General features: G+C 65.1%; 12 protein-coding genes. 11 read left to right on the top strand and 1 reads right to left on the bottom strand.

Annotated elements, in window-relative coordinates; all coding sequences use genetic code 11:
• Window positions 1-15 precede the first annotated feature (15 nt).
• Complete coding sequence (locus tag VA602_RS15540; protein ID WP_323453671.1) at window positions 16-1380, bottom strand: formimidoylglutamate deiminase; 1365 nt, start codon at window positions 1378-1380, stop codon at window positions 16-18.
• A 143-nt stretch (window positions 1381-1523) separates the two neighbouring features.
• Between VA602_RS15540 and hutC the strand changes: the two genes are divergently transcribed.
• The 11 genes from hutC (at window position 1524) to hutG (ending at window position 14392) form a co-directional block, all read left to right on the top strand.
• The gene (hutC, locus tag VA602_RS15545; RefSeq protein ID WP_172964844.1) at window positions 1524-2234 is read left to right on the top strand and encodes a histidine utilization repressor; all 711 of its coding nucleotides are present in this window, start codon (window positions 1524-1526) and stop codon (window positions 2232-2234) included.
• Window positions 2231-2806, top strand: a complete 576-nt coding sequence (locus VA602_RS15550; protein ID WP_063541408.1) for a HutD/Ves family protein — start codon at window positions 2231-2233, stop codon at window positions 2804-2806. Before hutC ends, VA602_RS15550 begins: the two co-directional genes overlap by 4 nt.
• Window positions 2807-3254: 448 nt before the next feature.
• On the top strand, window positions 3255-4934 hold the full coding sequence (hutU, locus tag VA602_RS15555) for a urocanate hydratase (protein WP_063541406.1): 1680 nt from the start codon (window positions 3255-3257) through the stop codon (window positions 4932-4934).
• A 153-nt stretch (window positions 4935-5087) separates the two neighbouring features.
• Window positions 5088-6056 carry an ABC transporter substrate-binding protein gene (locus VA602_RS15560; RefSeq protein WP_323453656.1) on the top strand — a complete coding sequence of 323 codons (969 nt, stop codon included), beginning with the start codon at window positions 5088-5090 and terminating at the stop codon, window positions 6054-6056.
• Between the two features lie 26 nt (window positions 6057-6082).
• Complete coding sequence (locus VA602_RS15565) at window positions 6083-6934, top strand: ABC transporter permease (RefSeq protein ID WP_063541402.1); 852 nt, start codon at window positions 6083-6085, stop codon at window positions 6932-6934.
• The gene (locus VA602_RS15570) at window positions 6931-7761 is read left to right on the top strand and encodes a quaternary amine ABC transporter ATP-binding protein (RefSeq protein WP_054894807.1); all 831 of its coding nucleotides are present in this window, start codon (window positions 6931-6933) and stop codon (window positions 7759-7761) included. Before VA602_RS15565 ends, VA602_RS15570 begins: the two co-directional genes overlap by 4 nt.
• Before the next feature lie 8 nt (window positions 7762-7769).
• On the top strand, window positions 7770-9293 hold the full coding sequence (locus VA602_RS15575; protein WP_323453657.1) for an HAL/PAL/TAL family ammonia-lyase: 1524 nt from the start codon (window positions 7770-7772) through the stop codon (window positions 9291-9293).
• Window positions 9294-9316: 23 nt separating this feature from the next.
• Window positions 9317-10849: a histidine ammonia-lyase gene (gene hutH, locus VA602_RS15580; protein WP_323453658.1), complete on the top strand. Its 1533-nt coding sequence runs from the start codon at window positions 9317-9319 to the stop codon at window positions 10847-10849.
• A gap of 104 nt (window positions 10850-10953) precedes the next feature.
• Complete coding sequence (locus VA602_RS15585) at window positions 10954-12357, top strand: amino acid permease (protein ID WP_323453659.1); 1404 nt, start codon at window positions 10954-10956, stop codon at window positions 12355-12357.
• Window positions 12358-12372: 15 nt separating this feature from the next.
• Window positions 12373-13578: an imidazolonepropionase gene (hutI, locus tag VA602_RS15590; RefSeq protein ID WP_200602752.1), complete on the top strand. Its 1206-nt coding sequence runs from the start codon at window positions 12373-12375 to the stop codon at window positions 13576-13578.
• Window positions 13579-13588: 10 nt separating this feature from the next.
• Entirely contained in the window at window positions 13589-14392 is an 804-nt protein-coding gene (gene hutG / locus VA602_RS15595; RefSeq protein WP_323453660.1) for an N-formylglutamate deformylase, read from the top strand.
• The last annotated feature ends 2 nt before the right edge of the window (window positions 14393-14394 follow it).

Genomic DNA, 14394 nt, shown 5'->3' on the forward strand with positions numbered 1-14394 from the left:
TGATCGCGCCGGCTTTCAGCCCAGCAGCGTGCGCAGTACCGCCGCGAATGCCTGCCCGCTTTGCTCTTCCAGCGCATGTCGCCCCTGGCGTACCACCCACCGGCCGTTGACCATCACATCACGTACCTGACGGTCGCTGCCGGCGAACAGCCAGCGGTTGAGGATGCCGTCGCCGCTCGAGGTTGCCAGGTACGGATCCTGGCCATCGAGCACCAGCCAGTCGGCACGCTTGCCCACCGCCAACTCGCCAATGCCTTGCCCCAGGGCCTGCGCGCCGCCTGCTAGCGCCGCGTCGTAGAGGGTGCGGCCGACCATCGGCTGGTCGCTGCGGTATAGCCGGTTGCGCCGCTGGTCGCGCAGGCGCTGGCCGTACTCCAGCCAGCGCAGTTCTTCGACCACGCTCAGCGAGACATGGCTGTCCGAGCCGATGCCCATGCGCCCGCCCTGGGCCAGGAAGTCGACGGCCGGGAAGATGCCATCGCCCAGGTTGGCCTCGGTGGTCAGGCACAGCCCTGCCACCGCGCCGCTGCGGGCCATGGCGCTGACTTCGTCGGCCTCGACGTGGGTTGCATGCACCAGGCACCAGCGCGCATCCACCTCGACGTGCTCGTACAGCCATTGCACCGGGCGACGGCCGCTCCAGCCCAGGCAGTCGTTGACTTCCTTCTGCTGCTCGGCGATGTGGATGTGCACCGGGCACGCCTTGTCGCTGGCGCCCAGCACTTCGGCGATCTGGTGTGGCGTTACCGCGCGCAGCGAGTGGAAACACAGGCCCAGGTGCTGCGCGGGTTGCGCGGCCAGCAGCGGCTTGAGCTGCTCCAGCAGGCGCAGGTACTGCTCGGTGGAGTTGATGAAGCGGCGCTGGCCCTCGTTCGGCGCCTGGCCGCCGAAGCCGGAATGGGAGTACAGCACCGGCAGCAGCGTCAGGCCGATGCCGCTGGCGCTCGCTGCCGCGCTGATCTGGCGCGACAGCTCGGTGGGGTCGGCGTAGGGCGTGCCGGCATTGTCGTGGTGAACGTAGTGGAATTCGGCCACCGAGGTGTAGCCGGCCTTGAGCATCTCGATGTACAGCTGGCGGGCGATGACCTGCAATTGCTCGGGAGTGATCAGGCCGACCAGGCGGTACATCAGGTCGCGCCAGGTCCAGAAACTGTCGTTGGGATTGCCGACCACCTCCGCCAGGCCTGCCATGGCGCGCTGGAAGGCGTGGGAATGCAGGTTGGGCATGCCCGGCAGCAGCGGGCCGGCCAAGCGTTCGGCGCCTTCGGCGCTGGCGTTCACGTCTATCTTTTCGAGGCGCCCGTCGGTGGACACCTCGAGGCGGACATTGCTGGCCCAGCCTGAAGGGAGCAGGGCGCGTTCGGCGAAGTAGGCGGACATCATTCGGTCATCCTGTATCGTTATTTGTATATACATATACAGACGTTTGCCTGCCGGGTAAACTGCGGCAAGCTACCGTCAATCAAATTGCACAAGGATGCATAGCCGTGCCGACACCTTCCGTCTCCGCGCTGGTGGCCCAGATGGGCGAAGGGCCGGCGCCGCTGTATGCGCGGGTCAAGCAGATGATCGTCCAGCAGATCGAAAACGGCAGCTGGCCGCCTCATCATCGCGTCCCGTCGGAAAGCGAGCTGGTCAGCCAGCTGGGCTTCAGCCGCATGACCATCAACCGCGCCCTGCGCGAGCTGACCGCCGAGGGCCTGCTGGTCCGCATGCAGGGCGTCGGGACCTTCGTCGCCGAACCCAAGACGCGCTCGGCGCTGTTCGAAGTCAACAACATTGCCGACGAGATCGCCAGCCGCGGGCATCAGCACCGCTGCCAGGTGATCATCCTCGCCGAGGAGGCCGCAGGTTCCGAGCGCGCCATGGCCCTGGACATGCGCGAGGGGCAGCGGGTGTTCCATTCGCTGATCGTGCACTACGAGAACGATGTGCCGGTGCAGATCGAGGATCGCTACGTGAACGCGGCGATTGCCCCGGATTACCTGCGCCAGGATTTCACCCGGCAGACGCCTTATGCGTACTTGTCCCAGGTCGCGCCGCTGACCGAAGGTGAGCACGTGGTCGAAGCGATCCTGGCTGACCCAGACGAATGCAAGCTGTTGCAGATCGAGCGTGGCGAGCCCTGCCTGCTCATCCGTCGGCGTACCTGGTCAGGCCGCCAGCCGGTCACCGCCGCGCGCTTGATTCATCCCGGTTCCCGTCATCGCCTGGAAGGACGTTTCAGCAAATGAGCCAGCTGCAGTTGTTGCGTGCCCGCGATTATCCGCGCATGCCCTGGAAGAACGGTGGTGGGTCTACCGAAGAAATCACCCGCGATGCGGGCGTTGGCCTGGACGGGTTCGGCTGGCGCCTGTCGATCGCCGATATCGAGGCTTCCGGCGGCTTTTCCAGTTTCACCGGTTACCAGCGGATCATCACCGTGCTGCAGGGCGATGGCATGCGCTTGTCGGTGGACGGCCACGAAAGCCGGCCGCTGCTGCCGTTCGATGCCTTTGCGTTCAGTGGCGAGAGCCAGGTTGCCTGCACACTGCAGGGTGGCCCGATCCGCGACTTCAACCTGATCTATGCGCCGAACCGGTATCGCGCGCGGTTGCAGTGGTTCATGGGGGGTACTCGCCTGTTCAGTTCGGCCGAGACCGTGCTGGTGTTCAGTGCCGAGGCGGACCTGCGCGTCGGGATCCAGGGGCAGGCGTCGGTGCTTGGATTGTATGACTGCCTGCAACTCAGTGGTAACGCGGGTTTGCTGGAGGTCGAGGTGTCGGGGCGCTGCTGCGTTATCGAGTTGAGCCCTCAACTGTTGTAAGTCTTCAGGGCCCTATCGCGGGACGAGCCCGCTCCTACAGGTTCAGCGCCGGTCTGGCTGACGCATCGAACCTGTAGGAGCGGGCTCGTCCCGCGATAGGGCCCTCAAAAACCCTGCAAAACAGTTACCCGGTAACGCCCGCAAACAGCGCACCCTGTTACCGAATGCCCCAAAGTGGCGCAAAGCCATTTCGGTCTGAACTCCCCGACAAATCCTCCCCGCGATTTTTCTTCACGTCTCAAGGCCTTGAACCACGAGGCCTCCAGTCCATCGCCCGAGCCTCTCGAACCACCCGTTTCGATGACTTGGCAATTCAATTGCATATGCTTGTATGTACAAGTAAAGATAAGTGCGCGATAGTGGATAGGCCGTCCCATCCGCACGGTACCGAACAGCCCGGCCCGCCGATCTCGTCGGGTTTGAATAGATCGCTCAAGGAGCACCTTTCGTGACTGACAAAAAGCCCACCACTTTCCGTGACGTCGAGATCCGCGCCCCACGTGGCACCCAGCTGAACGCCAAGAGCTGGCTGACCGAGGCCCCGCTGCGCATGCTGATGAACAACCTTGATCCGGAAGTGGCCGAAAACCCCAAGGAGCTGGTGGTGTACGGCGGCATCGGCCGTGCTGCGCGCAACTGGGAGTGCTACGACAAGATCGTCTCCACCCTCAAGGAGTTGAACGACGACGAAACCCTGCTGGTGCAGTCGGGCAAGCCGGTCGGCGTGTTCAAGACCCACAGCAACGCCCCGCGCGTGCTGATCGCCAACTCCAACCTGGTGCCGCACTGGGCCAACTGGGAGCACTTCAACGAACTGGATGCCAAGGGCCTGGCCATGTACGGCCAGATGACCGCCGGCAGCTGGATCTACATCGGTAGCCAGGGCATCGTCCAGGGCACCTACGAAACCTTTGTCGAAGCCGGTCGCCAGCACTACGGCGGTAGCCTCAAGGGCCGCTGGGTTCTGACCGCAGGCCTCGGCGGCATGGGCGGCGCCCAGCCTCTGGCCGCGACCCTGGCTGGCGCCTGCTCGCTGAACATCGAATGCCAGCAGGTCAGCATCGATTTCCGCCTGCGCACCCGTTACGTCGACGAGCAGGCCACCGACCTCGATGACGCCCTGGCGCGCATCGCCAAGTACACCGCCGAAGGCAAGGCGGTTTCCATCGCCCTGCATGGCAACGCCGCTGAAATCCTCCCGGAACTGGTCAAGCGTGGCGTGCGTCCGGACATGGTCACCGACCAGACCAGCGCCCACGACCCGCTCAATGGCTACCTGCCGATCGGCTGGACCTGGGAGCAGTACCGCGACCGCGCCAAGACCGACCCGGCTGGCGTGGTCAAGGCCGCCAAGCAATCGATGGCGGTGCACGTGCAAGCCATGCTCGACTTCCAGAAAGCCGGCGTGCCGACCTTCGACTACGGCAACAACATCCGCCAGATGGCCCAGGAAGAAGGCGTGAAGAATGCCTTCGACTTCCCAGGCTTCGTGCCGGCCTACATCCGTCCGCTGTTCTGCCGCGGTATCGGCCCGTTCCGCTGGGCAGCCCTGTCGGGCGACCCGCAGGACATCTACAAGACCGACGCCAAGGTCAAGGAACTGATCCCGGACGATGAGCACCTGCACCGCTGGCTGGACATGGCCCGCGAGCGCATCAGCTTCCAGGGCCTGCCGGCACGTATCTGCTGGGTTGGCCTGGGCCTGCGCGCCAAGCTGGGCCTGGCGTTCAACGAAATGGTGCGCAGCGGCGAGCTGTCCGCCCCGGTGGTGATCGGCCGTGACCACCTGGACTCCGGCTCCGTATCGAGCCCGAACCGTGAAACCGAATCCATGCAGGATGGCTCCGATGCCGTGTCCGACTGGCCGCTGCTCAACGCCCTGCTCAACACTGCGGGTGGCGCCACCTGGGTTTCCCTGCACCACGGCGGTGGCGTGGGCATGGGCTTCTCCCAGCACTCGGGTGTGGTGATCGTCTGTGACGGCACCGACGAAGCGGCTGCGCGTATTGCCCGCGTCCTGACCAACGACCCGGCCACCGGTGTGATGCGCCATGCCGACGCCGGTTACCAGATTGCGATCGATTGCGCCAAAGAGCAGGGTCTGAACCTGCCGATGATTACTGGCTGAGTGGCCTCGGGGGCGCTTTGCGCCTCTTCGCGGGCAAGCCCGCTCCTACTGTAGGAGCGGGCTTGCCCGCGAAGCGCCGCAATGCGGCGCCAGGTTCTGCTTTCTTTGCAAGGACTGCCGATTTCCACTTCTTAAGTTTGGGAGCGTCACGCAATGAAAACCAACAAGACCTTGCTTGCTTCGCTGTTCGCCCTTGGCCTGCTCGGCAGCGCCGGTGTCACTCAGGCCGCTACCTGGTGCGAATCCGGCAAACCGGTGAAATTCGCCGGGCTGAACTGGGAAAGCGGCATGCTGCTGACCGATGTGATGCAGTTCGTGCTCGAGAAGGGCTACGACTGCAAGACCGACAGCCTGCCGGGCAACTCCATCACCATGGAGAACGCCCTGGGCACCAACGATATCCAGGTTTTTGCCGAGGAGTGGGTGGGTCGCAGCGAAGTGTGGAAAAAGGCTGAGGCAGCCGGCAAGGTGGTCGGCGTCGGCGCACCGGTGGTCGGTGCGGTCGAAGGCTGGTACGTGCCGCGCTACGTGATCGAGGGCGATGCCAAGCGCAAGCTCGAAGCCAAGGCGCCAGGCCTGAAGAACGTTGCCGACCTGGCCCAGTACGCCAGCCTCTTCAAGGACCCTGAAGAACCGAGCAAAGGCCGTTTCTACAACTGTCCGGCCGGCTGGACCTGTGAGCTGGACAACACCCAGATGCTCAAGGAATACGGCCTGGAAGACACATTCACCAACTTCCGCCCGGGCACCGGCCCTGCGTTGGATGCGGCGGCGCTGTCGAGCTACAAGCGCGGCGAGCCGATCCTCTTCTACTACTGGACGCCAACCCCGCTGATGGGCCAGATCGACCTGGTCAAGCTCGAGGAAAAACCGGGCGTCGACAAGACCGTGTCGATCAAGGTCGGCCTGTCGAAAGCCTTCCACGAACAAGCGCCGGAGCTGGTCGGCGTGCTGGAGAAGGTCAATATCCCGATCGACATTCTCAACCAGAACCTGGGGCGCATGAGCAAGGAACGCATCGAATCGCCGAAGCTGGCCAAGATCTTCCTGAAGGAACATCCTGAAGTCTGGCAGGCGTGGGTCAGTGAAGACGCTGCCAAGAAGATCAATGCGGCGCTCTGAGCGTCCTCACCTGATGAGTGGTACCTATGTTCCCTGACAATCTCACATTCTCCATCGCCGACTGGGTCAATGGTTGGGTCGATGCGCTGGTGACCAACTACGGCGATGTGTTCCGGCACATTTCCGACACCCTGCTGTGGGCCATCGTCAACCTCGAAGGCCTGCTGCGTGCAACGCCCTGGTGGCTGATGCTGGGTATCGTCGCGGTCATCGCCTGGCACGCCACCCGCCGCATCCTGCCGACCCTGGTGATCGCCGGCCTGCTGTTCCTGGTCGGCGCCGTCGGCCTGTGGGACAAGTTGATGCAGACGCTGGCGCTGATGCTGGTGGCCACGCTGATCTCGGTGTTGGTGGGCATTCCGCTGGGCATCCTGTCGGCGCGCAGCAACCGCCTGCGGGCGGTGTTGATGCCGCTGCTGGACATCATGCAGACCATGCCCAGCTTCGTGTACCTGATCCCGGTGCTGATGCTGTTCGGCCTGGGCAAGGTGCCGGCGATCTTCGCCACGGTCATCTATGCCGCGCCGCCGCTGATTCGCCTGACCGACCTGGGGATCCGTCAGGTCGATGGCGAGGTGATGGAGGCGATCAATGCTTTCGGCGCCAACCGCTGGCAGCAGCTGTTCGGCGTGCAACTGCCGCTGGCACTGCCAAGCATCATGGCCGGGATCAACCAGACCACCATGATGGCCCTGTCGATGGTCGTGATCGCCTCGATGATCGGCGCCCGTGGCCTGGGCGAGGATGTGCTGGTCGGTATCCAGACCCTCAACGTTGGCCGCGGCCTCGAAGCGGGCCTGGCCATCGTGATTCTCGCGGTGGTGATCGACCGCATTACCCAGGCCTATGGTCGGCCACGTCATGAGGTGAGCAAATGAGCACGCAGCCGATCAGCAAGATCGAAGTGAAGAACGTCTTCAAGATCTTCGGCGAGCGCGCCGGGGAAGCCCTGCAACTGATCCGCGAGGCGCGCAGCAAGGAGCAGGTGCTGTCGCAGACCGGCTGCGTGGTCGGGGTCAACGACCTGTCGCTGTCGATCGGCAGCGGCGAGATCTTCGTCATCATGGGCCTGTCCGGCTCGGGCAAGTCCACGTTGGTGCGCCACTTCAACCGCCTGATCGACCCCACCAGCGGGCAGATCCTCGTCGATGGCGAGGACATCCTGCAGTACGACATGGAAGCCCTGCGCGAATTCCGCCGACGCAAGATCAGCATGGTGTTCCAGAGCTTCGGGCTGCTGCCGCACCGCAATGTGCTGGACAACGTCGCCTACGGCCTGAAGGTGCGTGGCGAGAGCAAGCAGCTGTGCCAGGAACGTGCGCTGCAGTGGATCGAGACCGTGGGCCTGAAGGGCTACGAGAAGAAGTATCCGCACCAACTCTCCGGTGGCATGCGTCAGCGTGTGGGCCTGGCCCGGGCGCTGGCCGCCGATACCGACATCATCCTCATGGACGAGGCTTTCAGCGCCCTCGACCCACTGATCCGCGCAGAGATGCAGGACCAGTTGCTGGAATTGCAGAAAACCCTGCACAAGACCATCGTCTTCATCACCCACGACCTGGACGAGGCGGTACGCATCGGCAACCGCATCGCCATTCTCAAGGATGGCCGCTTGATCCAGGTTGGTACGCCGCAGGAAATCCTGCACTCGCCGGCCGACGAATACGTCGACCGTTTCGTTCAGCGCCGCGCCGTCGCGGTATGAGGAGCATCATGTCGAAACCTGAAGTCGTGGTGATCGGCAACGGGCCGGTGCGCTGGCAGGACATTGCCGCCGTGGCCCGCCACGGCGCGCGCCTGGAGCTGGCGCCGCAGGTGTGGGCGCGTATCGACAATGCCCAGGCCATCGTCCGGCGTATCGTCGACAGCGGCGAACGCGCCTATGGCGTGAACACCGGCCTGGGCGCCCTGTGCAACGTCTCGCTGCAGGGCGAGCAGCTCAGCGCGCTGTCGCGTAACACCTTGCTCAGCCACGCCTGCGGCGTCGGTCCGGCGCTGCCGGACGAACAGACGCGGGCGATCATCTGCGCCGCCATCGTCAACTACAGCCACGGCAAGTCGGGCCTGCAGCGCTCGGTGGTCGAGGCGCTGCTGGCGTTGCTCGAACAGGGCATTACCCCGCAGGTCCCGTCCCAGGGCTCGGTGGGCTATCTCACGCACATGGCCCACATCGGCGTGGGCCTGCTGGGTGTGGGCAAGGTCAGTTATCGCGGGCGCCTCGTCGAGGCCGCCGAGGCCTTGGCCGATGCCGGGCTTGCGCCGGTGCAGCTGGGGGCCAAGGACGGGCTTTGCCTGGTCAATGGCACGCCATGCATGACCGGCCTCGCCAGCCTTGCGCTGGATGACGCCAGCCGCCTGCTGCAATGGGCCGATGTGATCGGCGCCATGAGCTTCGAGGCCCAGCGCGGCCAGATCGCTGCGTTCGACCCCGAGATCATCGCCCTCAAGCCACACCCAGGCATGCAGCTGGTGGGCGAGAACCTGCGCGCGCTGCTCGATGGCAGTGAAGTGATCGCCTCGAGCAAAGGCATCCGTACCCAGGACGCCCTGAGCATTCGCTCGATTCCGCAGGTGCACGGCGCGGCCCGCGACCAGCTGGCCCATGTGGTGCGTCAGGTCGAGGCCGAGCTCAACGGCGCCAACGACAACCCGCTGCTGCTCGGTACACCGGACAATTTCCGTGTGGTCTCGCAGGCCAACCCCCACGGCCAGTCGGTGGCCCTGGCTGCCGACCTGCTGGCGATCGCCATGGCCGAGATCGGCTCGATTGCCGAGCGCCGCCTGGACCGCCTGGTCAATCCGCATGTCAGTGGCCTGCCGGCGTTTCTGGTCAGCAACCCCGGCGTCAACTCGGGGATGATGATCGCCCAGTACGTCGCCGCCTCGCTGTGCGGGCAGAACCGCCAGCTGGCGCAGCCGGCAGTGCTCGACAATTTCGTCACCTCGGGGCTGCAGGAAGATCACCTGAGCATGGGCACCAATGCCGCACTCAAGCTGCACCAGGTATTGGAGAACTGCACGCAGATCCTCGCCATCGAGTACCTGCTGGCCGCCCAGGCATTCGAATTCCTCAAGGAACAGCGTTTCGGCGCGGGCACCGACGCGGCCTGGCGCTTGCTGCGCGAGAGCGTGCCAGCCTACCTGCAGGACCGCTGGCTGGCGCCGGACATCGCCAGCACCGCGGCCTTGCTCAAGGATCCCCGGTTGCCGCAGCCGGTGCTGGCTGCGCTGCACTAAACAAAATAACAAGGAGCATGAACATGGAAGCTTTGACCCTGACCCCCGGCCAGTTGACCCTGGCCCAGTTGCGCCGCATCCACCAGGCACCGGTGCGCCTGAGCCTGGATGCCGACGCGGGTGCCGCCATCGACGCTAGCGTTGCCTGCGTCGAGCGCATTCTTGCCGAAGACCGCACGGCCTACGGCATCAACACCGGTTTCGGCCTGCTGGCCTCGACCCGCATCGCCAGCCACGACCTGGAAAACCTCCAGCGCTCGCTGGTGCTGTCCCACGCTGCCGGGATCGGCGCGCCGCTGGACGACGCGCTGGTGCGCCTGATCATGGTGCTGAAGATCAACAGCCTCAGCCGTGGTTTCTCCGGCATCCGCCGCAAGGTCATCGATGCGCTGATCAGCCTGGTCAACGCCGAAGTCTATCCGCACATTCCGCTGAAGGGCTCGGTTGGCGCCTCTGGCGACCTCGCGCCGCTGGCGCACATGTCGCTGGTGTTGCTGGGCGAGGGCAAGGCGCGTTACCAGGGGCAATGGCTGAATGCCAACGAAGCCCTCGCGGTGGCTGGCCTCGAGCCGCTGACCCTGGCTGCCAAGGAAGGCCTGGCCCTGCTCAACGGCACCCAGGCGTCCACCGCCTATGCGCTGCGTGGCCTGTTCCAGGCCGAAGACCTCTTCGCCGGGGCCATTGCCTGTGGTGCGCTGACCGTGGAAGCGGCACTGGGCTCGCGCTCGCCGTTCGATGCGCGTGTCCATGAGGTGCGCGGCCAACGTGGCCAGATCGACGCTGCCGCCTGCTACCGCGACCTGCTGGGCGACTCCAGCGAGGTTTCGCAATCGCACAAGAACTGCGGCAAGGTCCAGGACCCGTACTCGCTGCGTTGCCAGCCGCAAGTCATGGGTGCCTGCCTGACCCAGTTGCGCCAGGCTGCCGAAGTGCTGGCGGTGGAATCCAACGCCGTCTCTGACAACCCGCTGGTGTTCGCCGCCCAGGATGAAGTGATCTCGGGTGGCAACTTCCACGCCGAGCCGGTGGCCATGGCAGCCGACAACATCGCCCTGGCCATTGCCGAGATCGGCTCGCTGAGCGAACGCCGCATCTCGCTGATGATGGACAAGCACATGTCGCAGTTGCCGCCGTTCCTGGTGGAAAACGGTGGCGTCAACTCCGGCTTCATGATCGCCCAGGTCACCGCCGCTGCGCTGGCCAGCGAGAACAAGGCGCTGTCGCACCCGCACAGCGTCGACAGCCTGCCGACCTCGGCCAACCAGGAAGACCACGTGTCGATGGCCCCCGCCGCGGGCAAGCGCCTGTGGGAGATGGCCGAGAACACCCGTGGCGTGCTGGCCATCGAATGGCTGGGCGCTTGCCAGGGCCTGGACCTGCGTGAGGGCCTGAAGACCTCGGCGAAGCTGGAGCAGGCGCGCCAGACCCTGCGCCGCGAGGTACCGCACTATGACCGTGACCGCTTCTTCGCGCCGGATATCGAGGTGGCTGTTGAGCTGCTGGCCGACGGGCGCCTGACCGGCTTGTTGCCGGCTGGAGTGCTGCCGAGCCTGTGATCGGTGTCCATGCCTTCGCGGGGCCAGCCCGCTCCCGCAGTCGAACCTGCAGGAGCGGGCTGGCCCCGCGATGAGGCTCTTGAGAACAACAATAAGGACGAACCATGCAACCAGCACAAGGACTCAAACGCGGGCTGACAGCCCGACACATTCGATTCATGGCCTTGGGATCGGCCATCGGCACCGGCCTGTTCTACGGCTCGGCGTCGGCGATCCAGATGGCCGGGCCAGCGGTGCTGCTGGCCTACCTGATCGGCGGCGCGGCGGTGTTCATGGTCATGCGCGCGCTCGGCGAAATGGCAGTGCACAACCCCGTGGCCGGTTCTTTCGGGCAGTACGCCAGCACCTATCTCGGACCGATGGCCGGGTTCGTGCTCGGCTGGACCTATGCCTTCGAGATGATCATCGTGTGCATCGCCGACGTCACCGCGTTCGGGATCTACATGGGCTTCTGGTTCCCCGAGGTGCCGCGCTGGATCTGGGTACTGGGCATCGTGTTCCTGATCGGCGGGCTGAACCTGTGCAACGTCAAGGTGTTCGGCGAGATGGAGTTCTGGCTGTCGCTGCTCAAGGTTGGCGCCATCGTTGCGATGATCGTGGCCGGCTTCGGCATCATGGCCTTCGGTCTGGGCCAGGCCGGTGCCGAAACCGGTGTCGGGGTCGCCAACCTGTTCGAGCATGGCGGCTTCCTGCCCAATGGTATCGGCGGCCTGATCGCTTCGTTCGCGGTGGTGATGTTCGCCTTCGGCGGCATCGAGATCATTGGTATCACCGCCGGTGAGGCGCAGGATCCCAAGCGCGTCATCCCCAAGGCGATCAACGCCGTGCCGCTGCGCATCCTGCTGTTCTACGTGCTGACGCTGTTCGTGCTGATGTGCCTGTACCCCTGGCCACAGATCGGCACCCAGGGCAGCCCCTTCGTGCAGATCTTCAGCAATCTCGGTATCGGCTCGGCCGCTGCGGTGCTGAACGTGGTGGTGATTTCCGCGGCGGTCTCGGCGATCAACAGCGACATCTTCGGTGCGGGTCGCATGATGTACGGCCTGGCCGAGCAAGGCCAGGCGCCGCGCGGGTTCGCGCAGTTGTCCCGGCACGGCGTGCCGTGGCTGACGGTACTGGTGATGGGCGCTGCGCTGCTGCTGGGGGTGCTGCTCAACTACCTGATTCCGGAAGACGTCTTCCTGCTGATCGCCTCGATCGCCACCTTCGCCACTGTGTGGGTGTGGCTGATGATTCTGGTCACCCAGGTGGCCATGCGCCGGCGCATGAGCCGCGAGCAAGCGGCCGCGCTGGAGTTCCCGGTGCCGTTCTGGCCGTGGGGCCCGGCGCTGGCGATTGTGTTCATGTTGTTCATTTTCGGTGTGCTCGGTTACTTTCCGAACACCCAGGCGGCGCTGCTGGTGGGCGTGGTGTGGGTGGTGTTCCTGGTGCTGTCCTACCTGTTGTGGTGCAAGCCGCGCTCGGGGCAGGGCCAGGTCGCCCGGGAGCAGGCCGAACTGCACCGCTGACTTGTGGAGAGCTTTATGAGAACCCTCTGGCAGCACTGCCACGTGGCCACCATGGCCAACGGCAGCTACTCGATCATCGAGGATGCGGCGATCGTCACCAATGCCGGGCTGATCGAATGGATCGGCCCCAAGGCCGAACTGCCGGGCGTCGATGCCGAGCGTGTGGTCGACCTGGGCGGCGCCTGGGTCACTCCTGGCTTGATCGACTGCCATACCCACACAGTGTTCGGCGGCAACCGCAGTGGTGAGTTCGAACAGCGCCTGCAGGGTGTCAGCTATGCCGAGATCGCCGCCCAGGGCGGTGGCATCGCCAGCACCGTGCGTGCCACGCGTGCGGCCAGTGAGGACGCGCTGCTGGCCAGCGCCCGTCAGCGTGTTCAGGCGTTGCTGCGCGATGGTGTCACCACCCTGGAGATCAAGTCCGGCTACGGCCTGGACCTGGCCAATGAGCGCAAGATGCTGCGCGTTGCCCGACGCATCGCCGAAGAGCTGCCGGTGACCGTGCGCGCCACCTGCCTTGCCGCTCACGCATTGCCGCCGGAGTACGCCGGGCGGGCCGATGACTACATCACCCATATCTGCGACGAGATGCTCCCGGCCCTGGCCGCCGAAGGGTTGGTGGATGCGGTGGATGCGTTCTGCGAACACCTGGCGTTCTCGCCGGCGCAGGTCGAGCGGGTGTTCATCAAGGCGCGTGAACTGGGGTTGCCGGTCAAGCTGCACGCCGAGCAATTGTCGTCGCTGCATGGCTCGAGCCTCGCGGCACGCTACCAGGCGCTGTCGGCCGATCACCTGGAATTCATGACCGAGGAAGATGCCATCGCCATGGCCCAGGCTGGCACCGTCGCCGTGCTGCTGCCGGGGGCGTTCTATTTCCTGCGTGAAACCCAGTTGCCGCCGATGGACGCCCTGCGTCGGCATGGCGTGAAGATCGCCCTGTCCAGTGACCTCAACCCCGGCACCTCGCCGGTGCTTTCGCTGCGCCTGATGCTGAACATGGGCTGCACCCTGTTCCGCATGACCCCGGAAGAGGCCTTGGCCGGTGTCACCTTGCATGCCGCCACGGCCTTGGGCCTGGGCGACAGCCATGGTTCGCTGGAGGCTGGCAAGGTCGCTGACTTCGTCGCCTGGCAGATCGACCGTCCTGCCGACCTGGCCTACTGGCTGGGTGGCGACCTGCCCAAGCGCGTGGTGCGCCTGGGCCACGAAATTTCCCACTGAGCGAGGCGTCATGGACAAGGTATTGAGTTTTCATCAAGGTCGCCTGCCGCTGCTGATCAGCATGCCCCACGCCGGTCTCACGTTGACCCCGGCGGTCGAAGCCGGGCTGGTGGAGGAGGCCAGGAGCCTGCCGGACACCGACTGGCATATTCCGCAGCTGTACGACTTTGCCCGTGAGCTGGGGGCCAGCGTGGTGGCGGCCGAGTACTCGCGCTTCGTCATCGACCTGAACCGGCCGGACGACGACAAGCCGTTGTACGTCGGCGCCACCACCGGGCTGTACCCGGCGACGCTGTTCGACGGAGAGCCGTTGTTCAAGGAAGGGCAGGTGCCGTCGGCCGACGAGCGTGCCACCTACCTGGAGAAGATCTGGCGCCCGTACCACGGCACTCTCCGCCAGGAGCTGGATCGCCTGCGGGCCGAGTTCGGTTACGCGCTGCTGTGGGACGCCCACTCGATCCGTTCGCTGATTCCGCACCTGTTCGAGGGCAAGCTGCCGGACTTCAATCTCGGTACCTTCAACGGCGCGAGCTGCGACCCGGCGCTGGCCGAGCGGCTCGAGGCGGTGTGCGCCGACGCACCTGCCTACAGCCATGTACTCAACGGGCGTTTCAAGGGCGGGCATATCACCCGTCACTACGGCGATCCGGCCAACCACGTCCACGCGGTGCAGTTGGAACTGGCGCAGAGCACCTACATGGAAGAGGTTGAGCCGTTCGCCTACCGCGAGGATCTGGCGCGGCCCACGCAGGAGGTGCTGCGGCGCCTGCTCGCCAGCGTGCTCGAGTGGGGCAAGGGGCGTTACGGCAAGTGAGG

Source organism: Pseudomonas machongensis (genome assembly GCF_034961125.1).
GTDB lineage: Bacteria > Pseudomonadota > Gammaproteobacteria > Pseudomonadales > Pseudomonadaceae > Aquipseudomonas > Aquipseudomonas machongensis.

What these genes read in the sequence shown, in the direction of transcription:
- VA602_RS15540 (WP_323453671.1), bottom strand. Translation starts at nt 1,380, where the DNA reads ATGTCCGCCTACTTCGCCGAACGCGCCCTGCTCCCTTCAGGCTGGGCC.
- hutC (WP_172964844.1), top strand. Translation starts at nt 1,524, where the DNA reads ATGGGCGAAGGGCCGGCGCCGCTGTATGCGCGGGTCAAGCAGATGATC.
- VA602_RS15550 (WP_063541408.1), top strand. Translation starts at nt 2,231, where the DNA reads ATGAGCCAGCTGCAGTTGTTGCGTGCCCGCGATTATCCGCGCATGCCC.
- VA602_RS15560 (WP_323453656.1), top strand. Translation starts at nt 5,088, where the DNA reads ATGAAAACCAACAAGACCTTGCTTGCTTCGCTGTTCGCCCTTGGCCTG.
- VA602_RS15565 (WP_063541402.1), top strand. Translation starts at nt 6,083, where the DNA reads ATGTTCCCTGACAATCTCACATTCTCCATCGCCGACTGGGTCAATGGT.
- VA602_RS15570 (WP_054894807.1), top strand. Translation starts at nt 6,931, where the DNA reads ATGAGCACGCAGCCGATCAGCAAGATCGAAGTGAAGAACGTCTTCAAG.
- VA602_RS15575 (WP_323453657.1), top strand. Translation starts at nt 7,770, where the DNA reads ATGTCGAAACCTGAAGTCGTGGTGATCGGCAACGGGCCGGTGCGCTGG.
- hutH (WP_323453658.1), top strand. Translation starts at nt 9,317, where the DNA reads ATGGAAGCTTTGACCCTGACCCCCGGCCAGTTGACCCTGGCCCAGTTG.
- VA602_RS15585 (WP_323453659.1), top strand. Translation starts at nt 10,954, where the DNA reads ATGCAACCAGCACAAGGACTCAAACGCGGGCTGACAGCCCGACACATT.
- hutI (WP_200602752.1), top strand. Translation starts at nt 12,373, where the DNA reads ATGAGAACCCTCTGGCAGCACTGCCACGTGGCCACCATGGCCAACGGC.
- hutG (WP_323453660.1), top strand. Translation starts at nt 13,589, where the DNA reads ATGGACAAGGTATTGAGTTTTCATCAAGGTCGCCTGCCGCTGCTGATC.